The following is a 19,765-nucleotide window of genomic DNA, read 5'->3' as shown; positions in this document are numbered from 1 at the left end:
TAGCCTGTGGCGCCGCGGCCTCCCCCGTCGCCCGGAAGCGGATGCGCCGCCGCACGGCGGCGGAGTCACGGCCGCTCGGGCGGTGACGGCCCTGGTCGGTGTCGGCCCGGTCGCGTACGGTGAGGTAATCCTTTCGTACACCCCCGTACCCTGCCCCGCTTCATGAACAGGAGACCCCGGTGCCGGTCCTCCCTGGAGCCGAGCCGTTCCGCCACGAGGGCGGAGAGGTCGGCGTCCTCCTCTGTCACGGATTCACGGGTTCCCCTCAGTCCCTGCGGCCCTGGGCCGACTCCCTGGCGGAGCGCGGACTGACCGTCTCCCTCCCGCTGCTGCCCGGACACGGCACGCGCTGGCAGGACATGGCGGTCACCGGCTGGCAGGACTGGTACGCGGAGGTGGACCGGGAGCTGCGGGCGCTGCTGTCCCGTTGCGAGCGGGTCTTCGTCCTCGGCCTCTCGATGGGCGGCGCCCTGGCGCTGCGTCTCGCCGCCAAGCACGGTGACGAGGTCGCCGGTCTGGTGCTGGTGAACCCGGCCAACAAGGTGCACGGCCTGTCGGCGTACGCCCTTCCCGTCGCCCGGCACCTGGTGCGTACGACGAAGGGGCTGGTCGGCGACATCGCGCTCGAGGGTGCCGAGGAGGTGGGGTACGACCGGGTGCCGCTGCACGCGGCGCACTCCCTGCGGAACTTCTTCCGTCTGGTCGACGCCGATCTGCCGCAGGTCACCCAGCCGGTGATGCTGCTGCACAGCCCGCGGGACCACGTCGTGCCCCCGGCCGACTCCGCGCGGATCCTCAGCCGCGTCTCGTCCAGGGACGTGGAGGAGATCCTCCTGGAACAGAGCTACCACGTGGCGACGTTGGACCATGACGCGGAGCGGATCTTCGAGGAGAGTTACCGGTTCATCGACCGCATCGCATCCGACGCCGGCAAGAAGGGGAGCACGACCGGTGGCTGAGCACGACGCGGAGCGCGCGGGCAGCGACGAGGAGCGCGAACCGCGCCCCACGGACAACACGTCCGTACCCGAGGGCGCGGAGCGGGCCGAGCCGCTCGACGAGGCGGCGGCCTGGGAGGCGATCGTCGCGGGATACGGCGAGGAACCGCCGGACCCGCCGGGCGCCAAGCCCTTCAAGCCGGTGGAGGACCTGGCCCTGCTGGAGGAGGACCAGCTCAACGTCCTGGACCCGGCGCCGGACTCCGTCCCGGGCGACGACGCCGACAAGGGCATGAGCGGGAAGGCCGGCGGGGGGGAGAAGAAGCCGCTCGGCGGTTCCGTCGTCTTCGCCCCCGGAGTGGCCGGCCCGCGCGACTACGACCTCGTGGAGCCGTCGGACGGCGACGATCCGGACGACGGCGAGGAGGGTCATTTCGTCCCGCCGGAGCCGCCTCCCCTGCCGGAGGCCGATGTGACGGCGAAGTTCGGCTGGCTCGCGGTCGTCGGCGGGCCGGTGCTGATGCTGCTCGCGGTGCTGATGCAGTGGGAGATGACGTGGTGGCTGACCACGCTCTGCATCGGCGGTTTCCTGGGCGGCTTCGTCACCTTGGTGGCGCGTATGCCGGACGACGACGAGGAGGACGACAACCCGGGGCGCGGCGCGGTCGTCTGACCGCGCCCCCCGTGCGGGGTGTCCGCGCGTCAGCGGGCCGCGGGCACCCGGAGAGCGGCCAGTACGGGCAGGTGGTCCGTGGCCGCCCTCAGATCGGCCTCGGTGACCCCGGGCAGGTCCACCGGCACTCCGCAGCCGAGGACCTCCACGCCACCGGTCGCGAACACCGCGTCGATACGCCTGTCCGGCGCGCCGGGCGGGAAGGTGTGCTCGCCGCCCCACGGCCGCACGGTCCGGCAGTCCTGGAGACGTCCGGCCAGTCTCCCGAACGCCCGCCCCTCCGGTACGTCGTTGAGGTCACCGGCCACCACGGCGTGGGGGACGTCCATGGCGTCCAGCTGTTCCAGCAGCAGACCCGCCTGGGTGTGGCGCTCATCGCTGCGGAGGCTCAGGTGGCAGCTCACCACACCGAGCCTGGCCCCGGCGAAGCGTACGACCGCGGTGGCCAGGCCGCGCCGGTGCTGTCCCGGGGTGAGCGGCAGCAGCACGTCGTGAGTGCTTTCCACCGTGGCGCGCAGGGAGCAGAGCAGCATCGGCCCGGCGGCCGTGGCGCCCCCGCTGAGCATCACCAGGTCGGTCATGGCCGCGAGCCGCGCCGCGGCCTTGCGCCAGCGGAAGAAGCGCGGGGCCTCCTGGACGCACACCAGGTCGGGTGAGCAGGCGCGGATGACACGGGCGAGAGCCTCGGTGTCGTCCCGCAGCGAGCGGACGTTGTAGCTGAGCACCCGGATGACGGCTGAACCGTCCGGCTCGGTACGGGAGTCGGGCAGGGGCATCGGCGTGGTGACCATGCACGGCACGATACGACGGACGCCCGCCGCACCCACGGGGGCGCGACGGGCGTCGGAGGTGCTGTGGCCGGGATCAGCCCTGGCGTGCCAGGTCGGCCGCGCCGACCAGACCTGCCTTGCCGCCGAGCTGGGCGGCGAGCACCTGTGCGTGCGGACGCCACTCGCCTCCGATCAGCCAGCGCCGGAACGACTTGCGGATCGGGTCGAGGACCAGTTCGCCCTCGTCGGAGACCCCGCCGCCGACGATGAACGCCGAGGGGTCGAAGAGGGAGGCGAGGTCGGCGAGGCCGGCCCCTGCCCATCGGGCCAGCTCGCGGAAGGAGTCGACGGCCACGGGGCAGCCCTGGCGGGCGGCCTCGCTGATGTGCTTGCCCTCGATGCCCTCGACCGTGCCGTCGCCGAGGCCCAGCAGGATCGTTGCGTTCTCCGGGGTGGCGTTGGCACGCTGCCTCGCGTACCGCACGAGCGCCCGCCCGGAGGCGTACTGCTCCCAGCAGCCCTGGCTGCCGCAGCCGCAGAGCAGGCCGTCGGGGACGACCCGGATGTGGCCGAATTCCGCCGCCACACCGAAGCGTCCGCGGCGCAGCTTGTTGCCGATGATGATGCCGCCGCCCAGGCCCGTGCCGAGCGTGATGCAGATGACGTCGTCGTGGCCCTGGCCGGCGCCGAAGCGGTATTCGCCCCAGGCCGCCGCGTTGGCGTCGTTCTCGACGACGACGGGCAGGCCGACCCGCTGCTCGACCTTGTCCTTGAGCGGCTCGTGCCGCCAGTTGATGTTGGGCGCGAAGAGCACGGTGGCGCGCTTGTCGTCGACGTATCCGGCGGCGCCGATGCCTACGGCCTCGACGTCGTGTCCCTCGCTCGCCCCGGACACCGCGGCGCTGATCGCGTCCACGATGCCTTCGGCGGTAGGCGGAGTCGATACCTTGAACGTCGAGAGGATCCGGCCCTCTTCGTCGACCACTCCAGCCGCGATCTTCGTGCCGCCGATATCGACGCCGATGGTGAGTCCCATGAATCCCTCAGTTTCGGTCGAGCCCCGCTATGGCCAACCGTACCCGAGCCGGGGACGGGTATTTCCTGCCCTGGGTCAGTCCAGGTCGATGTGTTCGCTGCCGGCGGTGCCCTCGTCACGCGGGACCGAGGGGTCCTGAGCCGCCTTCTTTCCCGTCCCCGGGGCCCCTCCGGCGCCCTCGGTGCCCTTGGTCCAGCGGCCCTCCTGGCCCTCGACGGCCGAGCGGTAGGCGGCCAGGAGCTCGTTGCCGGCGGCGGCGAGATGGTCGAAGAGTTCCGGGTTGCGCTCGATGACGGGTTCGACCGCGGTCCTCGCCTGGCGGATCACCTGCTGGACGGTGCCCTGGGCGGCCATGCCGAGCAGGGGCGTCTGCAGCGAGGAGACCTTGTCGGCCACCGCGTCGATGAGCTTGCGCAGCTCCTCGGCGGCGGAACCCTGCTGCTGCCCGTACTGCGCCCGGCGGCGCGCCTTCTCCGCTTCGAGGTCCTCGGCGCAGGCCTCCGCCCACGCGTCGTCGTCGACGGGACGATCGGTGGATTCACTCATGGCGGACTCCTGCGACACGGTTGCGTGCGCGGCCGGACGGGCCACGTACCACCGACGTTACCCGAACGGCGGCGGGCCGTTCACTGCGTGCGGGGCCAGAGCGCGGGGTCCGGCGTGAACCGGACACGCAGCACGCCGTCGGTGAGCGCCGCCCCCGAGACGGTGCAGCGGCGCAGCGCGGACTCCAGGCGCACCACGCGCCGGAACGGGCCCGCGGTCAGGAGCAGTTCGTCTCCGCGCCGGACGAGCCGCAGGTCCTCCTTGGCCGCGCCCGGCAGGGGCAGGCACCAGGAGATGACTCCGTCACCGGAGTCCTCCGTCCACCAGGGATCCCCGGCGTGTCCCGGCTCACGGCCGTCGGGCTCGCAGCCCGGGGCGATCAGGGCGAGGTCGTCCGGCGTGCGCGGCTCGCGGCCCAGGTGCGCCGTCTCGCGCACGGGTGTCTCCGGCGCCCAGTCCTGCCGCCAGCGGTCCAGGCACTTCTCCTGGGCCGCGGCGAGGTCGGCGAACCACGGGTCGGCCGAGTGGCGGGGCAGGACCCGGGTGGCGACGACGGAGTCGACGCGCAGCCCGTGCAGGGCGAGTCCGGTGCGGACCGAGCTCAGCGCCTCACCCGCCGCCCCTCCCGGTTCCGCCACGAGCCGCACGGTGGTCGCGGCGTCCTCGATCAGCGCCTGGACGGCCGCGAGTTCCGCGTCCTTGCGGGCCGCGGCCTCGTAGAGCCACTGCGCGGGCATGGGGACGCCGGCGAGCTGGGCGAGGACCGGGCGCAGGGCGCGGGCGGCCTGGCGCTCCTGGGGAAGCAGCCGGCGCAGGTAGCGCCGCAGCTGCGCGGGCAGCGCGAGCAGGGCGAGGGCGTCCTGGAGCGGAGGCAGGTCGACGACGACGACCTCGTAGCCGTGTTCCGACAGGTCGCCCCCGGCCACCCGGCGCAGGGTGTGCGTCAGGGCGAGCTGGGCGCTGCCCGGCAGTTCGGTGAGCTCCTCGCCGTCGAGACGGTTGGCGCCGAGCAGGTCGAGGACTCCCGACGCCCGCGTCTGGAGTTCGAGGAACTCCTCCCTGAAGTGGGCGGCGGAGTCGACCCGGACGACGGAGAGCCGTTCGTCGGCCGCCCCGCCGTCCGCGGGGAGGGCAGGGACGGCGTCGGACGAGACCAGCAGGGTGCGGCGGCCGCCGCGGGCGGAGGCGAGCGCGGTGGCCGCGGCGACGGTGGTACGGCCCGCCCCTCCGGGGCCGGTGACGAGGACCGTACGCACCTGGTCAGCCCTTCGGGACGGACTCGACGCGCTTCTTCAGCCCGGCGAGGGCGCGGTCGATGATGACCTTCTCGGCCTTGCGCTTGATCATGCCCAGGAGGGGGATCTTGACGTCCACGGCGAGCCGGTAGGTGACCTGGGTGCGTTCGCCGTCGCCCAGGGGCGCCAGGGCGTAGCTGCCGTCGAGGGCGCGCAGCATCTGGGACTTCACCAGGGTCCAGTCGACCTCGTACTCGCTGTTCCAGGTGTACGCGAGGACGTGGTCGTCCTTGATCGCCCCGGCGTCGAGGACGAGGCGGACCTGCTCGGCGCGGCCCTGGTCGTCGGTGGCCAGGATCTCGGCCTCCTTGACCTCGCCGGTCCACTCCGGATAGCGCGCGAAGTCGGCGATCACTCCCATGACGTCGGCCGGTGCAGCGTCGATCGTGATGCTCGAGCTGGTGTGTTCAGCCATCGCCGTGGCCCTCCAGTGCGGTGTACCGGTCGCGTTCGGCAGAGGCCTGCCGTGTGCAGGCTATCGCGTGCCGGCGGCCCGCCCGTCCGCGCCCCGGCCCGCGGGCGGCGGCCGTGTCGCTCACCACTCCAGGGCCCAGGGGCGGCCGGTCGAGGCGAAGTGGCCGACGTTGACGCATTCGGTGGCTCCGATCCGCATCCGGCGGACCAGCGGCTGGTGCACATGGCCGAAGAGCGCGTAGCGGGGCCGGGTGCGGTGGATGGCGTCGAGGAGGGCGCGGCTGCCGCGCTCGAAGCGCCGGGCGACGGTGTCGTACGTCAGTTCCGGGACGTCCGGCGGGATGTGCGTGCACAGCACGTCCACGGGGCCGATCGCCTCGACCTTGGCGGCGTACTCCTCGTCGCTGATCTCGTAGGGGGTGTTCATGGGGGTCCTGAGCCCTCCCCCGACGAACCCGAACACCCGGCCGCCGATCTCGGCGCGGTCCCCGTCCAGCACCGTGGTACCGGAGTTGGCGTATTCGGGCCAGAGGTCCGGTACGTCGACGTTGCCGTAGGTGGCGTAGGTCGGGGTGGGCATCACCGCGAACATCTCGGCGTACTGCTTGCGTACGGCGGACAGGATCGCCGCGTTGCGGTCCCGGCCGGCCCACAGCTCGCGCCCGAAGGCCCTGGCCTCCTCGAAGCGGCGGGCGGTACGCAGCTCGACGATGCGGTCGGCGTTGGCGGCACCGAACAGGTCGGGGAAGATCCCCCGCGAGTGATCGGCGTAGTCGAGGAAGAGGACGAGGTCCCCCAGGCAGATCAGGGCGTCCGCCCCGTCCCCGGCGCGCGCCAGCGCCTCGGTGTTGCCGTGCACGTCGCTGACGACGTGCACGCGTGTCCTCGGCGTGTGGATCGTGTGCTGATCGTGCGGTGTACCGGCATGCATGGAGCTCACCCTAGGTCGCGGCTCGCCGCTCTGGGTAGATGCCGTCGGACCTGCGATTACTTCCGGATCGGGACACGGGTGGACTAATGTGCGCCGAAGGACCACCGATATGTGTGACGCACGAGACATCTGGCCTGGGCCCCCTTTCCGGAACCGCGTACCGGTGGGTAACGTCCGGGCCGTCCAGTCGTGCTCACCCCACTGAGCATCTGCCAGTCTTGGACCGATCCGGTGCGTCGCACAGAGCCGTGGAACCGGAGCCCGATGAGGAGCAGCAGTCTTGCGTGAGTTCAGCCTTCCGGCCCTGTACGAGGTCCCCGCGGACGGAAACCTGACGGATCTCATCCGCCGCAACGCCGCTCAGCATCCCGATGTCGCGGTGATGAGCCGGAAGGTCGCCGGAGCCTGGACCGACGTCACCGCGACGCAGTTCCTCGCCGAGGTCAGGGACACCGCCCGGGGGCTGATCGCGGCGGGCATCCAGCCCGGTGACCGGGTGGCCCTGATGTCCCGCACCCGCTTCGAGTGGGTGCTGCTGGACTTCGCCATCTGGAGCGCCGGCGCCGTCACCGTGCCGGTGTACGAGACCAGCTCCGCCGAGCAGGTCCAGTGGATACTCGGCGACTCCGGCGCGGTCGCCGTGATCGTGGAGAGCGACACCCACGCGGGCTCGGTCGCGTCCGTGCGCGACCGGCTCCCCGGTCTGCGGCACGTCTGGGAGATCGACAGGGGCGCGGTCGGCGAGCTGGTCCGCGCGGGTGCCGCCGTCTCCGACGAGGCCCTGGACCTGCGCATGACGAGCGCCCGGGCCGACGACCCGGCGACGATCGTCTACACCTCGGGCACCACCGGCCGTCCCAAGGGCTGTGTGCTGACGCACCGCAGCTTCTTCGCCGAGTGCGGCAACATCGTGGAGCGCCTCAAGCCCCTCTTCCGCACGGGCGAGTGTTCCGTCCTGCTCTTCCTGCCCACCGCGCACGTCTTCGGCCGGCTGGTCGAGGTGGCCTCGGTGATGGCCCCGATCAAGCTCGGCTGCGCGCCGGACATCAAGAACCTCACCGACGAGCTGGCGTCGTTCCGGCCGACGCTGATCCTCGGTGTGCCGCGTGTCTTCGAGAAGGTCTACAACTCGGCGCGCGCCAAGGCGCAGGCCGACGGCAAGGGGAAGATCTTCGACCGGGCGGCGGACACCGCGATCGCCTACAGCCGCGCGCTGGGCACCGCACAGGGCCCGTCGGTGAGCCTGAGGCTCAAGCACAAGGTGTTCGACAGGCTGGTGTTCAGCAAGCTGCGCGCCGTGCTCGGCGGCCGGGGCGAGTACGCGATCTCGGGCGGCGCGCCGCTGGGCGAGCGGCTGGGCCACTTCTTCCGGGGGATCGGCTTCACGGTGCTGGAGGGCTACGGCCTCACCGAGACCTGCGCGGCCACGGCCTTCAACCCGTGGGACCGCCAGAAGATCGGCACGGTGGGCCAGCCGCTGCCGGGTTCGGTCGTGCGGATCGCCGACGACGGCGAGGTGCTGCTGCACGGCGAGCACCTGTTCACCGGGTACTGGGGCAACGAGGCGGCCACGGCCGAGGCGCTGGCCGACGGCTGGTTCCACACGGGTGACATCGGCACGCTCGACGAGGACGGCTATCTCGCGATCACGGGCCGCAAGAAGGAGATCATCGTGACGGCCGGCGGCAAGAACGTCGCCCCGGCGGTGATCGAGGACCGGATCCGCGCGCACGCCCTGGTGGCCGAGTGCATGGTGGTCGGCGACGGACGCCCGTTCGTCGGGGCGCTGCTCACCCTCGACGAGGAGTTCCTCTCCCGCTGGGCGGAGGAGAACGGCAAGCCGGCCGGTTCGACGGCCCTCTCGCTCCGTGAGGACCCCGAGCTCCTGGCCGAGGTCCAGCGTGCGGTGGACGAGGGCAACGCCGCGGTGTCGAAGGCGGAGTCGGTGCGCAAGTTCCGTGTCCTGGGTGCGCAGTTCACCGAGGAGGCGGGTCACATCACGCCGTCGCTGAAGCTGAAGCGCAACGTCGTGGCGAAGGACTTCGCGGACGAGGTCGAGGCCATCTACCGCGGCTGAGCCGGGTCATCGCACGAGCGGGACAGCACCCACGATGCACCTCGGAGCCGTGTCCCGAAGCAACTCGGAGTCACGTCCCGAAGCAGCTCAGAGCAGCGCCCGGAGCTTCTCCGCGAGCAGGTCCCAGCGCCATTTCTCCTCGACCCACTCCCTGCCCCGCTCCCCCATGCGCCGGCGCAGTTCCGGGTCCTGGAGGAGGGTGACGATCCGGTCGGCGGACTCCTCGGCGGAGCCGCCCCGCACCACCCATCCGGTCTCGCCGTCGAGCACGGCGTCGGGCGCGCCGCCCGAGTCGCCCGCCACGACCGGAAGTCCCGTCGCGGAGGCCTCCAGGTAGACGATGCCGAGGCCTTCGACGTCGAGGCCGCCGCGCCTGGTGCGGCAGGGCATGGCGAACACGTCGCCGGCGCCGTAGTGCGCGGGCAGCTCCTCCCAGGGCACCGGGCCGGTGAAGCGCACCGAGTCCGAGACCCCGGTCTCGGACGCGAGCTTCTTCAGCTGTCCGGCGTACGGGCCACCGCCCACGACGAGCAGGACGGCGTCGGGCACCCGCGCGAGGATCGCGGGCATGGCGAGCACCAGGGTGTCCTGGCCCTTGCGCGGCACCAGGCGCGACACGCACACCACGACGGGCCTGTCGCTGAGCCCGAGCCGCTCCCTCACCCGGTCTCCCCCGGACGCTGGGTGGAAGGTCTTCTCGTCCACCCCGGGCGGCAGTTGGACCATGCGGTCCGCGGCCCGGGGGGTGAGCGCGCCGGCGATCCTGGAGCGGGTGTACTCGCCGAGGTAGGTGATCGTGTCGGTGCCCTCGCCGATGCGGCGCAGCAGTTGCCGGGATGCGGGCAGCTGGGCCCAGCCCGCCTCGTGCCCGTGCGTGGTGGCCACGATCCTGCGCGCGCCCGCCGAGCGGAGCGCGGGGGCCATCAGTCCGAGGGGCGCGGCGGCTCCGAACCACACGGAGGAGCAGCCGTGTTCGCGCAGCAGGCGGACGGCCCGCCGGGTGACCCCGGGGGTGGGCAGCAGCATCGTCGTCCGGTCGCGCACCACGGTGAAGGGCTGCTCGGCGTCGAAGGCGGCGGTGGCCTCCGCGCCCTCGGCGCCGCGCTTCCAGGTGGAGGCGTACACGACGATCTGCCCGGGGTCCATGCGCAGCGCCATGTTGTGGAGGAAGGCCTGGATGCCTCCCGGGCGCGGCGGGAAGTCGTTCGTCACGATCAGCGTCTTGTCCATCGCCGCCGACAGTACCGGGCCGCCCGACGGCCCTGCCTGACGGCTCCCGCACCGTGGGGGCCTGCATCATGGCGTGCATGACCGTCAGGACGGGTACGCATGGCCGGCTCGGCCGGGGTCCGCAGCTCGCCGTGTGGAGCCTCACCCGGACGGTGCTGATGCTCTGCGTCCTCAAGGTGTTCACGGTGCCGGGCCCGGACGTGACCAGCGACGTCTCGGTGATCTACCGGGGCTGGTACGAGGTCCTGCGGGCGGGTTCCTTCCCGCGGGACGATGTCACCTGGCAGTACCCTCCCGCGGCCGCGCTCGCGGTGCTCTCCCCGGATCTGCTGCCCTTCCTCGGCTACGCCACCGCGTTCTTCGTGCTCGCCCTGCTCTGCGACGCGCTCGTGTTCGGCCTGCTGCTGTACGCGGGCGGCCGCCACGGCGGCCGCCCGGCGGGCGTGTGGCTGTGGGTGGCGGGGGTGCCGCTGCTCGGGCCGACGGTGTACGCCCGCTACGACCTGATGGTGACGGCGGTCGCGGTGGCGGCGCTGCTGGCGGGGGTACGGCAGCCGCGGGTGCTGGGCGCCCTGGCGGCCTTCGGCACGCTGCTGAAGGTCTGGCCGGTGCTGCTGCTGGTGGGGACCGCTCCGGGCCGGGACACCCGCAGGTCCTGGTCGGCCGCGGCGGTGACCGGGGTGGTGCTGGTCGCGGCAGCGGCGCTCGCGCTGCCCGGGGCGTTCGCCTTCCTGACCTTCCAGCGGGACCGGGGCCTGGAGATCGAGTCGCTTGGGGCGCTGGTCTTCCACGTCGCCCGGCAGTTCGGCTGGGAGGGCCGGGTGGAGCTCCGCTACGGCTCGATGGAGTTCGCCGGGCCGCACGTGGCGCTGGTCGGCGCCCTGACGCTGGCGCTGAGCGTGTTCGCGTTCGGCTGGCTCCTGGTGTGGCGGCTGCGGGCGCGTACGTTCGAGCGGCACACCCCCGCGGACGCGGCGTTCACCGCCGTGCTGCTGTTCACGGTGACCAGCCGTGTGATCAGCCCCCAGTACATGGTGTGGCCGCTGGGGGTCGGCGCGGTCTGCCTGGTGTTCCGGCGCAGCCGGATGGTCCTGCCCGCCTGTCTGGTGCTGGTCGCCACGGGTGTGACCGTGCTGGAGTTCCCGCTCGGCTTCGCGCACGTGGTGGCCAGTGACGCGCGGGGCGTGGCGCTGATGGCCGTACGCAACGGGCTGCTCGTCGCCGCGACGCTGACCGCCGGGCGGCGGCTGTGGCGGGAGACGGTGACCGGGGCTCCGGAGACCGGCGGCGCGGAGCGGTTCAGGCCAGCCGGGCGCTCAGATACTCCCGCCAGCGCACCGTGAACTCCTGCGGGGTGGTGCCGAGCACCGTGTGCATGGCCTCCTCCACCGCCCCGTCGCGCTCCTCCCGGCTCCCGACGGCCTTGTAGAAGGCGATCAGCGCCTCCTCGCCCCAGTCCCTGGCGATCAGCTCACAGGCCAGCCAGGCGCCCTCGTAGGCCCTGGCGAGCCCTCCGGCGTCGCCGCCGAACCCGAAGTCCTCGTCGGTGGGCAGGTGCGCCGGCAGGTCGCCGGCCCGGACCGCCTCGGCGAGTTCGGGGGCGATCTCGTCGGCGGTACGGGTCTCGTGGCGGTAGGCGGTGCGGTCGGCGAAGCCCTCGGACAGCCAGACCGGGGTGGCCGGCGAGGTGTACGAGCGCGTCGCGACGTGGGTGGTCTCGTGGGTGAGGACGACCCGCTGCCCGAAGTCGCCGAGCATCCCGTAGGCCTGCGGGTTGATGATCACCCGGTCCGCCGGGGCGTGCCCGCTGCCGCCCACCTCACCGGTGGTGACGGCGGCTATCCCCCGGTAGCTGGCGGCGGGTGAGCCGAGGAGTCCCGCCATGTCCTCCACCGTCCCCGGGACGATCACCACGACGCGACCTGACCAGGGCTCGGGCCAGGACCCGGTGACGGACGGCACGGCACGGTCCGCGGTGGCCGCGATCCGGCGGAGTTCCGCGGTCGTGCGCCCGACTCCGAGGACGAGTGCGTTCGTGCCGCGCACGGCCTCGACGTCGCCCTGCTGCCAGAGCTGCTCCGGGGAGCCGTCCGCCGCACGGTCGCCGGCGATGTACCAGGTGCCGTCGCGGCCCCGGCGCACCAGTTCCACCGTGCGGGAGGCGGAGACGGGGGCGTGGTCGTAGCCCTGGACGCGGTAGCGCAGCTCGACCTCGGCGGTGACCCGCCCCTCCCCTTCGGCCGTCAGGCCCTCGACCTCGTACTCCCAGGACTTCAGCGGTACGTCGGCGAGGTTGCGCAGCTCGGTGCCCTGCGCGGCCCTGAAGGAGGCGGCTTCCGGGTCGATCCCGGCGAGGTAGGCGCCGGTGTCATGGGCCAGGACGGCCGCCGCGCGGCGTTCCAGGGCGGCGGAGACCTCCTCGGCGGTGATCCCGGCCGCCGACTCCTCGGACGGCGCGCACGCGGGTGCGAGCAGCAGGACGGCGAGCACGGCGCCTGCCGTGCTCCGTCCGCGGGTACGGCCCCGCCGCGCGTCCTGCGTTCGAACAGCCATCCAGCCGATCGTACGGTGAGACGCGGGCGGCGGGGCTGACGGCGCCGTACCCGGCGGGCGCGCGCGGTGGCGGGAGCGGGGCGGGGACGCGGCCGTCCCGCCGGACACGACGACGCCCCGCCCAGGACCTGGTGTCCTCGGCGGGGCGCGATGCCGCGGGGTGCGCGGTTCGCCCGTCCGGACGTCAGGGGCGCACGCCGAACTGGAAGCTGCCCATGTAGTCCATCGACTCGTAGCGGACGACGGCGCCCGGCTTCGGGGCGTGCAGGATCTGGTTGTTGCCCGCGTAGAGGCCGACGTGCGAGGTGTTGTTGAAGAAGACCAGGTCGCCCGGCTTGAGGGCGCTGCGGCCGACCCGCGGGCCGTCGTTGATCTGGGTGTACGTGGTGCGGGTGAGCTGCACCCCGGCCTGGGCGTACGACCACTGGGTCAGGCCCGAGCAGTCGAACGAGTTGGGACCGGTTCCGCCGGAGACGTACGGCTTGCCGAGCTGGGTGGCGGCGGCCCTCAGGGCGGCGGCGCCGCGGGCGGAGGCGGGGAGCTCGTTGCCGAGGTCGACCCGGTCGCCGGCCGCGCGGCTGGCGCGCTGCTCGTCCTGGGCCATCTTGGCCCGCTCGGCGGCGGTGAGGGTGTTGAGCAGCTTCTGCGCGTCCGCGAGCTTGCCCTGGTACTTCTTCTTGTTCTCGTTGAGCGTCTTGCGGACGTCCGCGAGGTCGGCGAGCTTGCCCTGCGCCTCCTTGCGCTCCTGCGCGAGGGTCCGCTGCTTCGCCTGGATCTTCTGCAGCGACTCGGCCTGCTTGGCCGTCAGCTGGTCGAGGGCGGACGCCTTGTCGAGGAAGCCGTCCGGGTCCGAGGAGAGCAGCAGCTGCACGGAGGGGTCGAGGCCCCCGGAGCGGTACTGCGCGGTGGCCAGCGAACCGAGCTCACCACGGAGGGCGTTGAGCTCCTCCTGGCCTCGGGCGACCTTGTCCTGGAGGGCGTCGGCCTGCTTCTTGAGCTCGTCCTGCTGCTCCTTGGCGCCGTTCGCCTTCTCGGTGGCGACCTCGGCCTCGTGGTAGAGCTTGTCGACCTTCGCCTTGACCTCGCTCTTGGTCGGCTTGGGGTCGGCGTGCGCGGCCTGGGAGGTGAGTGCCACGGCAGCGGCGGCGGTCGCGGTGAGCACGGTCACGCGGGTGCGGCTCGGCTGCTTGGGACGACGGTGGGACGCCACGAAGGCGAGCTCCTTCTTCCTCGAGCCGCCTACCGGGTGGGGGGACAGGGCTGGTTCCCCGGCTCCGTGCACGTCACGGACTCGGCGGTTCCTTCGCCGTCACCCCGGATGGGCAATCAACCGTGCGAAGGTTCGAGGCCTGACCCTAGTGACCATCTTGTGATCAGTTCAAATCCTCACGAGCAAAATCTCGCCGCACCTGGCACTTCTTTACTTTCATCGCACTGCGCGTAGCGGCGACTTGACGGTCCGTGCCACGAATTCCGGCAAGTCCCCCATTGCCGCACAAGACGCCTCAGACGCGCGAAAGGCGCTTCAGGAGCAAGACGGACGCGACCGGTCTCGCTCCCGACTTCGCGACACCGTCGGCGACTTCACGGTCCGTGGAGACCACCACCACGGGCCGGCCCGGCGGTTCGGCGCGGGCGAGCTGGCGGATCAGCTCGTCGGCCGTCACCCCGGCCTTGCTGAACAGCACCCGGACTCCGCGCGGGGGTGCGAGCAGCACGGGGGCCGCCAGCTCGGCCCCGTCGAAGACACAGGTCATCTCCGCGCCGGTCTGGGCGGCGAGGACCGAGAGGCCGCCCAGGAGGCGCAGCCTCTGCTTCTCCAGCGGCATCTGCGGATAGCCGGTCTTGGTGACGTTGTACCCGTCGACGATCAGATGGGCCTGCGGCAGGGCGAGCAGCTGGTCCAGGAGCGCGGGATCGGTCTCCGAGAGCGCCCGGGCCGCGATGTCCTTCGGCGACATCCGCCCGGGCTCCACCGCCTCGACGCCGTCGGCGGGGCGTATCGAGGCGGGTGGCAGCGCCAGTTCGCGGCGCAGCCCCTGGGCCGCGTCGAGCACGGTGTCCAGGAGCAGTCTCAGCCGCATGTCCTCGACGGACCGGCCCTCCCGCGCGGCCCTGCGGCCGGCCTCGACGGCCGCCTCCGCCTCCGCGAGCCGCGCCTTGAGCCGCCGCGACTCGCTCTCGGCCGCGGAGACCTGTGCGGCGGCCTCGGCGCGCACGGCGTCCGCCTCGGCGCCCGACTTACGCAGGGCGGCCTCCCCGCGTTTCACCTCGCTCAGCGCGCTGCGCAGTTTGCGGTGCAGGGAGTCGGCCTCCTTGCGGGAGGCGTCCAGTTCCGCCCGCAGCCGCTCGGTGTCCGCCCTGGTCTGGCCGCGCGCGCGGTCGAGTTCCTCGCGCAGCCGCTCCACCTCGCGCCGGGACTCCTCGTCCGCCCGCTCGGCGTGTGCGCGTTGGACCTCCTCGCCCGCCGCCGCGACGAGCTTCGCCCAGCCCGCGGGCCGCAGCACATAGGCGGCCGCCGCCACGTCGGCCGGGTCGGCGGCCGCGGGCGGGGCGCCGGAGGCGAGTGCCTCGGCCAGCTCGGGCTGGGCCTGGCCGATGCGCTCACCGATGCGCCGGCGGAACGACGGATCGCTCTCCAGGGCCGCCGCCATGGCGTTCCCCGCGAACTTCGCCCGCCGGCTCGGCGTGAACCGGGCGTACTGCCGCAGCTGGGCGGGGAGTTCGCCGACGGTCAGGCCGCCGAAGGCGTCCGAGACCAGCGCGACCACCTTGCGGCGTACGCCCTCGGGCAGCGGACGGTCGAGCGACTCCGCGGCGCCGTCGGCCGCGTCGGCCGGTCCGGCGCCGCCTGTCGGCTGCTCCACCATCCATCACTCCCGTGTATGTCTGTCCGTCCGGCTCCGTCAGGAGTCGGCGCCGGGCCTGTCGACCAGTTCGATCTGGTCCACGGCGTTGCACCAGCGGCAGCGCACCGACTCGATGGTCTCACTGACCACCTCCCGCTCCTCGACACTCGACTCCCCGGCCAGGTCGAGATGGACGTACTCCACGACCTTCGAGGAGCGCGTCACGTCGAAACGCGTGAGATTGCCGCAGAGCGTGCAGCGCCAGCGAGTCGCGTCCGTCGGCTGGGGAACCGTCGTCATCGTTGCGTCCTCTTTCGTGGTTCGTCGAGCGTCGTACGTGCCCTGGTCCGTCGATCTCGCGGTGCGCCGTCGAACTGCGGATGTCGTGCTGCAACCCTACGGCCTCAGGCATCCGCACCGGCACGGCGAGGCGGTCTGTCCGGTTCTCGGCCGGTGCGTCATGCTCTGTACGTGATCGACGTGAGGGAAGTCCACTGGCGGCGCAGGCTCAAGGAGCTCGGGGCGGCGGCCGTGTCAGGGGGCGCCCCGGTCACGTACGGACTGATCGCGCTGTGCTGTGCGGTGTTCCTCGTCAGCCCGCTCTCCGGTTTCAATCCGGCCTACGGCAGCAGCCCCGACGCCCTTCTCGCCGCCCAGGCCGGGTACTTCGAGCGGTGGGGCGTGATCCCCAGCGAGCTGCTGGACGGCTCCGCGCGCGCCGCGCTCACGCCGCTGACCGCGCTGTTCGTGCACGGGAGCTGGCTGCACCTGCTGGGCAACATGCTGTTCCTCTACGTGTTCGGGGCCATGGCCGAGGAACGGATGGGCCGCACCGAGTTCACCGTCTTCTACCTCGTGTGCGGCTATTTCGCCCTGGCCGCCTACGCGGTGGTGCACGCGGACTCCGACCAGACCCTGGTCGGCGCGTCGGGGGCGATCTCGGCGGTGCTCGGCGCGTTCCTCCAGCTCTTCCCACGGGCCCGCGTCACCAGCCTCTTCCCCTTCCTCTTCTTCCTGCCGCTGCGCTTCCCCGCCTGGATCGTGCTGGTCTTCTGGTTCGTCCTGCAGTGGCTGGCGGCGCAGAACGCGGGCAGCGGCCCCGGGGTCGCGTACCTCGCGCACGTGGCGGGGTTCGCCGCCGGCTTCCTCTACGCATGGGTGAGATTCCGGGGGACTAGAGTGAAAGCTCCAGCCACGGCCACCGAGGGAGACAGCCAGCCGTGATCACCGCGATCGTTCTCATCAAGACCAGCGTCGACCGGATTCCGGAGATCGCCGAGGCCATCGCCGCGCTGGACAGCGTCAGCGAGGTCTTCTCCGTCACCGGTACGTACGACCTGATCGCCATGGTCCGGGTGGCCCGGCACGACGATCTGGCCGATGTCATCCCGGGCCGGATCAGCAAGATCCAGGGCGTCGAGGCCACCGACACCCACGTGGCCTTCCGCACCTACTCCCAGCACGACCTGGAGGCGGCCTTCGCCATCGGGCTGGACGCGTAGCACCGCGAGCGGACACAGCGATACGGCTCCGGCCGGGCACAAGGGCATCGCGCCCCCTGTGCCCGGCCGGAGCCGTATCCGCGGATCAGTTCTGCGCCGCGTCCCGGTCCGGCACGCAGCGGCCGTCCTCGGTGCGGTAGGCCCAGCGGGCGCCGTCGTTCACCAGTTCGCGGACGGCCCCCAGGAACCTCTCGATGTGCTCGTCCGGCGTACCGGCGCCGAAGCTCACCCGGATGGCGTTCAGGGACCGCTCCCCCGGTGCCGCCTCCGGCGCACCGCACTCACCCGGGTCCTGGGACTCGCCGCCGAGCAGGGTCCGCACGAGGGGGTGGGCGCAGAACAGTCCGTCGCGTACCCCGATGCCGTACTCGGCGGAGAGCGCGGCGGCGAAGTGCGAGCTGTTCCATCCCTCGACCACGAAGGAGATGACGCCCACCCGCGGGGCGTCGTCGCCGAAGAGCGAGAGGACCTTGACCTCGGGGACGTCGGCCAGGCCCTCACGGACCCGGGCGACCAGGCGCTGCTCGCGCTCCACGAGCCGTCCGAAGCCGGCCTCGGTGAGGGCCTTGCAGGCCGCGGCGATGGACAGCACGCCGATGACGTTGGGCGAACCCGCCTCGTGCCGGGCCGCGGTGGTGTGCCACTCGACGTCGACACCGCCGTCCGTGCGCCGTGAGACCTTGCGGGAGGCGCCGCCGCCCGCGAGGTACGGCTCCGCGGCCACCAGCCAGTCCGCGCGTCCCGCGAGGACACCCGAGCCGAAGGGCGCGTAAAGCTTGTGCCCGGAGAAGGCGACCCAGTCGACGTCCAGCTCCGCGATGTCCACGGGGTGGTGCGGGGCGAGCTGGGCGGCGTCCAGCACGATCCGCGCTCCGTGCGCGTGGGCGGCGGCGGCCAGTTCCTTCACGGGCCACAGCTCACCGGTGACGTTGGAGGCACCCGTGACGCAGACCAGGGCGGGCCCCTGGGGATCGCGGGCGGCCAGCGCGCGCTCCAGCGTCTCGACCGCCTGGCCGGGGGTGCGGGGCGCGTCGAGGAAGGTGACCCGGGCGTCGCGCCAGGGAAGCAGCGAGGCGTGGTGCTCGGTCTCGAACACGAAGACCTGGCAGTCGGCGGGCAGTGCGGCGGCGAGCAGGTTGAGGGAGTCGGTCGTCGAGCGGGTAAAGACCAGCTGGTCGTCGGCGCGGCAGCCGAGGAACTCCGCGACGGTCACCCGGGCCGCCTCGAACAGGTCCGTGGACAGCTGCGAGAGGTAGCCGGCACCGCGGTGCACGCTGCCGTAGTACGGCGCGTAGGCGGCGACGTCGTCCCACACCCGCTGGAGGGCCGGGGCGCTGGCCGCGTAGTCGAGCGCGGCGTAGGTGACGTTTCCGCCCGTAACCAGTGGAACGGTGACATCGGCGCCCAGGACCGGCAGAGGGGTACAGATCGACTGGTCGGCGGCAGCGGTGGAGACAGACATGGCGAACTCCCGTGAGAGGCAGGCGAGATCCTCGCACCGGCGGACAGAGGCACGCGGCGGCGCGGGATGAAGAAGAGGAAAAAGGGTGTGCGGAGAAGGGCTCGGTGCCCTATCGCATTCGCTTGCTCACAAGAGTCTCCCTGGGACCAGGACCCCAAGGGGTGGCGTCGTAGACGCCGAGGGGCCCGCGCTTGCCGCAGACCTCGCTGCCTGCGGCCTGGTCTTCACCCGGGGCACCCCGCCACGGACGGAGGGTTGCCGGACAGCGGGCCGGGGCCGTAGTCGCTGTCACTCATGACCTGCGCAGCATCTTGCCATACGTACGGGAACGCGCAAGGCGCAGTCCGCGATCCGGACTGCGCCTTGCCGCACACCGACGCGCTCACGCGTTGCTGGCGACGACCCATCTCTCCAGGGCCCGCCCGGCCGCACCCGAGTCGATCGACTCGGCGGCTTTCGCCATACCGGCCCGGATCTGCTCGGTGAGCGGCCCGTCCCCCGGGTCCAGCGCGACCAGCGCAGCCGCCGAGTTGAGCAGCACGGCGTCCCGTACCGGCCCGGTCTCCCCGGCCAGCAGCCGGCGCGCCACATCCGCGTTGTACGAGGCGTCGGCGCCGCGCAGCGCCTCTACCGGGACCAGCTCGACGCCCACGTCGCGCGGGTCGAAGGTCTCCTCGCGGACCACGCCGTCCCGGGCCACCCAGACCCGCGAGGTCGCCGTGGTGGTCAGTTCGTCCAGGCCGTCCTCGCCCCGGAAGACCAGGGCGGAGTTGCCGCGTTCGGCCAGTACGCCCGCGACGATGGGGGCCATGCGCAGATCGGCGACCCCGATCGCCTGGGAGCGCACCCGGGCCGGGTTGGTGAGGGGGCCCAGGATGTTGAACGTGGTGGGCGCGCCCAGCTCCGCACGGGCCTTGGCCGCGTGGCGCAGGGCGGGGTGGAACTTCACCGCGAAGCAGAAGGTGATGCCCGCCTCCTCGGCCACCTCCACGACGCGCCGGGGAGCCAGCTCCAGGTTGACGCCGAGCTTGCCGAGCACGTCGGACGAGCCGCTGGCGGACGAGGAGGCGCGGCTGCCGTGCTTGACGACCTTCGCGCCGGTGCCGGCCACGACGATCGCGGACATCGTGGAGATGTTGACGGTCTTCGCCATGTCGCCGCCGGTGCCGACGATGTCGACGGTGCGGCCGGGGACCTCGATGGTCGTGGCGTGCTCGTACATCGCGCGGACCAGGCCGGAGACCTCGGTGACCGTCTCGCCCTTGGCGCGCAGGGCGACCGCGAATCCGGCGATCTGCACGTCGGTCGCCTCGCCGCTCATGATGCGGTCCATGGCCCAGGCGGTGGCGTCGGAGGTCAGGTTCTCACCGCGCAGCAGGGGGGTCAGCACGCCGGGCCAGGAGAAGGCCGCCACGCTGTCGCCGCCGTCCGGGGTCACAACGTTCATGGTCCGCTCCTGGGGGTCCACAGCCGATACAAGGAAGGCCTC

Annotated in this window: 19 protein-coding genes and 1 riboswitch; of the genes, 6 read left to right on the top strand and 13 right to left on the bottom strand. The window is 72.4% G+C overall.

The annotated features are described in order from the left end of the window. The first annotated feature begins 179 nt into the window (after window positions 1-179). Both ACFXOA_RS18515 and ACFXOA_RS18510 read left to right on the top strand, forming a co-directional pair. Window positions 180-959, top strand: a complete 780-nt coding sequence (locus tag ACFXOA_RS18515) for an alpha/beta hydrolase (RefSeq protein ID WP_385029088.1) — start codon at window positions 180-182, stop codon at window positions 957-959. Beyond that, window positions 952-1,611: a hypothetical protein gene (locus ACFXOA_RS18510; protein ID WP_385029085.1), complete on the top strand. Its 660-nt coding sequence runs from the start codon at window positions 952-954 to the stop codon at window positions 1,609-1,611. The genes ACFXOA_RS18515 and ACFXOA_RS18510 overlap by 8 nt, the downstream gene beginning before the upstream one ends. Before the next feature lie 29 nt (window positions 1,612-1,640). On the opposite strand, the gene ACFXOA_RS18505 is transcribed toward ACFXOA_RS18510, so the two are convergent. From ACFXOA_RS18505 to ACFXOA_RS18480, 6 genes are all read right to left on the bottom strand, one after another. Continuing rightward, the gene (locus tag ACFXOA_RS18505; RefSeq protein WP_385029083.1) at window positions 1,641-2,402 is read right to left on the bottom strand and encodes an endonuclease/exonuclease/phosphatase family protein; all 762 of its coding nucleotides are present in this window, start codon (window positions 2,400-2,402) and stop codon (window positions 1,641-1,643) included. Between the two features lie 73 nt (window positions 2,403-2,475). Next, the gene (locus tag ACFXOA_RS18500; RefSeq protein ID WP_385029080.1) at window positions 2,476-3,417 is read right to left on the bottom strand and encodes an ROK family glucokinase; all 942 of its coding nucleotides are present in this window, start codon (window positions 3,415-3,417) and stop codon (window positions 2,476-2,478) included. Window positions 3,418-3,492: 75 nt separating this feature from the next. After that, the gene (locus ACFXOA_RS18495; protein ID WP_385029077.1) at window positions 3,493-3,963 is read right to left on the bottom strand and encodes a DUF5304 domain-containing protein; all 471 of its coding nucleotides are present in this window, start codon (window positions 3,961-3,963) and stop codon (window positions 3,493-3,495) included. A gap of 80 nt (window positions 3,964-4,043) precedes the next feature. Then, the gene (locus ACFXOA_RS18490; protein WP_385029074.1) at window positions 4,044-5,219 is read right to left on the bottom strand and encodes an ArsA-related P-loop ATPase; all 1,176 of its coding nucleotides are present in this window, start codon (window positions 5,217-5,219) and stop codon (window positions 4,044-4,046) included. 4 nt (window positions 5,220-5,223) lie between these two features. Next, complete coding sequence (locus ACFXOA_RS18485; protein WP_385029071.1) at window positions 5,224-5,673, bottom strand: SRPBCC family protein; 450 nt, start codon at window positions 5,671-5,673, stop codon at window positions 5,224-5,226. A gap of 120 nt (window positions 5,674-5,793) precedes the next feature. Then, window positions 5,794-6,603 carry a metallophosphoesterase gene (locus tag ACFXOA_RS18480; RefSeq protein WP_385029068.1) on the bottom strand — a complete coding sequence of 270 codons (810 nt, stop codon included), beginning with the start codon at window positions 6,601-6,603 and terminating at the stop codon, window positions 5,794-5,796. Between the two features lie 280 nt (window positions 6,604-6,883). On the opposite strand from ACFXOA_RS18480, the gene ACFXOA_RS18475 reads away from it, so the two are divergent. After that, window positions 6,884-8,680, top strand: coding sequence for an AMP-dependent synthetase/ligase (locus tag ACFXOA_RS18475; protein WP_385029065.1), 1,797 nt, complete (start codon window positions 6,884-6,886; stop codon window positions 8,678-8,680). Window positions 8,681-8,767: 87 nt separating this feature from the next. Here ACFXOA_RS18475 and ACFXOA_RS18470 read toward each other — a convergent pair whose 3' ends face one another. Beyond that, window positions 8,768-9,910 (bottom strand): glycosyltransferase family 4 protein, encoded by a 1,143-nt coding sequence (locus tag ACFXOA_RS18470; RefSeq protein WP_385029062.1) that lies wholly within the window; start codon window positions 9,908-9,910, stop codon window positions 8,768-8,770. A gap of 77 nt (window positions 9,911-9,987) precedes the next feature. Between ACFXOA_RS18470 and ACFXOA_RS18465 the strand changes: the two genes are divergently transcribed. Further along, window positions 9,988-11,253: a glycosyltransferase 87 family protein gene (locus tag ACFXOA_RS18465; RefSeq protein ID WP_385029059.1), complete on the top strand. Its 1,266-nt coding sequence runs from the start codon at window positions 9,988-9,990 to the stop codon at window positions 11,251-11,253. On the opposite strand, the gene ACFXOA_RS18460 is transcribed toward ACFXOA_RS18465, so the two are convergent. The 4 genes from ACFXOA_RS18460 to ACFXOA_RS18445 form a co-directional block, all read right to left on the bottom strand. Further along, the gene (locus ACFXOA_RS18460) at window positions 11,210-12,463 is read right to left on the bottom strand and encodes a hypothetical protein (protein ID WP_385029056.1); all 1,254 of its coding nucleotides are present in this window, start codon (window positions 12,461-12,463) and stop codon (window positions 11,210-11,212) included. The two genes, ACFXOA_RS18465 and ACFXOA_RS18460, sit on opposite strands and share 44 nt — an antisense overlap. A gap of 184 nt (window positions 12,464-12,647) precedes the next feature. Then, on the bottom strand, window positions 12,648-13,673 hold the full coding sequence (locus ACFXOA_RS18455) for an NlpC/P60 family protein (protein WP_385029053.1): 1,026 nt from the start codon (window positions 13,671-13,673) through the stop codon (window positions 12,648-12,650). Between the two features lie 295 nt (window positions 13,674-13,968). Further along, complete coding sequence (locus ACFXOA_RS18450) at window positions 13,969-15,330, bottom strand: NYN domain-containing protein (protein WP_385029151.1); 1,362 nt, start codon at window positions 15,328-15,330, stop codon at window positions 13,969-13,971. A gap of 39 nt (window positions 15,331-15,369) precedes the next feature. Further along, the gene (locus tag ACFXOA_RS18445; RefSeq protein WP_018555472.1) at window positions 15,370-15,612 is read right to left on the bottom strand and encodes a hypothetical protein; all 243 of its coding nucleotides are present in this window, start codon (window positions 15,610-15,612) and stop codon (window positions 15,370-15,372) included. A 171-nt stretch (window positions 15,613-15,783) separates the two neighbouring features. On the opposite strand from ACFXOA_RS18445, the gene ACFXOA_RS18440 reads away from it, so the two are divergent. Both ACFXOA_RS18440 and ACFXOA_RS18435 read left to right on the top strand, forming a co-directional pair. Next, on the top strand, window positions 15,784-16,536 hold the full coding sequence (locus ACFXOA_RS18440) for a rhomboid family intramembrane serine protease (protein ID WP_385029050.1): 753 nt from the start codon (window positions 15,784-15,786) through the stop codon (window positions 16,534-16,536). Next, window positions 16,533-16,814, top strand: coding sequence for an Lrp/AsnC family transcriptional regulator (locus tag ACFXOA_RS18435; protein WP_033303376.1), 282 nt, complete (start codon window positions 16,533-16,535; stop codon window positions 16,812-16,814). The genes ACFXOA_RS18440 and ACFXOA_RS18435 overlap by 4 nt, the downstream gene beginning before the upstream one ends. A gap of 85 nt (window positions 16,815-16,899) precedes the next feature. Here ACFXOA_RS18435 and ACFXOA_RS18430 read toward each other — a convergent pair whose 3' ends face one another. Further along, window positions 16,900-18,276, bottom strand: coding sequence for an aminotransferase class V-fold PLP-dependent enzyme (locus ACFXOA_RS18430; protein ID WP_385029047.1), 1,377 nt, complete (start codon window positions 18,274-18,276; stop codon window positions 16,900-16,902). Window positions 18,277-18,458: 182 nt separating this feature from the next. Next, a riboswitch (SAM riboswitch) is annotated at window positions 18,459-18,576 on the bottom strand. Window positions 18,577-18,658: 82 nt separating this feature from the next. Next, window positions 18,659-19,723 (bottom strand): anthranilate phosphoribosyltransferase, encoded by a 1,065-nt coding sequence (gene trpD, locus ACFXOA_RS18425; RefSeq protein ID WP_385029044.1) that lies wholly within the window; start codon window positions 19,721-19,723, stop codon window positions 18,659-18,661. Between the last annotated feature and the right edge of the window lie 42 nt (window positions 19,724-19,765).

This window comes from Streptomyces sp. NPDC059166 (assembly GCF_042755185.1).
Taxonomy (GTDB): domain Bacteria; phylum Actinomycetota; class Actinomycetes; order Streptomycetales; family Streptomycetaceae; genus Streptomyces.
This window is presented reverse-complemented; position numbering and strand designations above follow the sequence as displayed.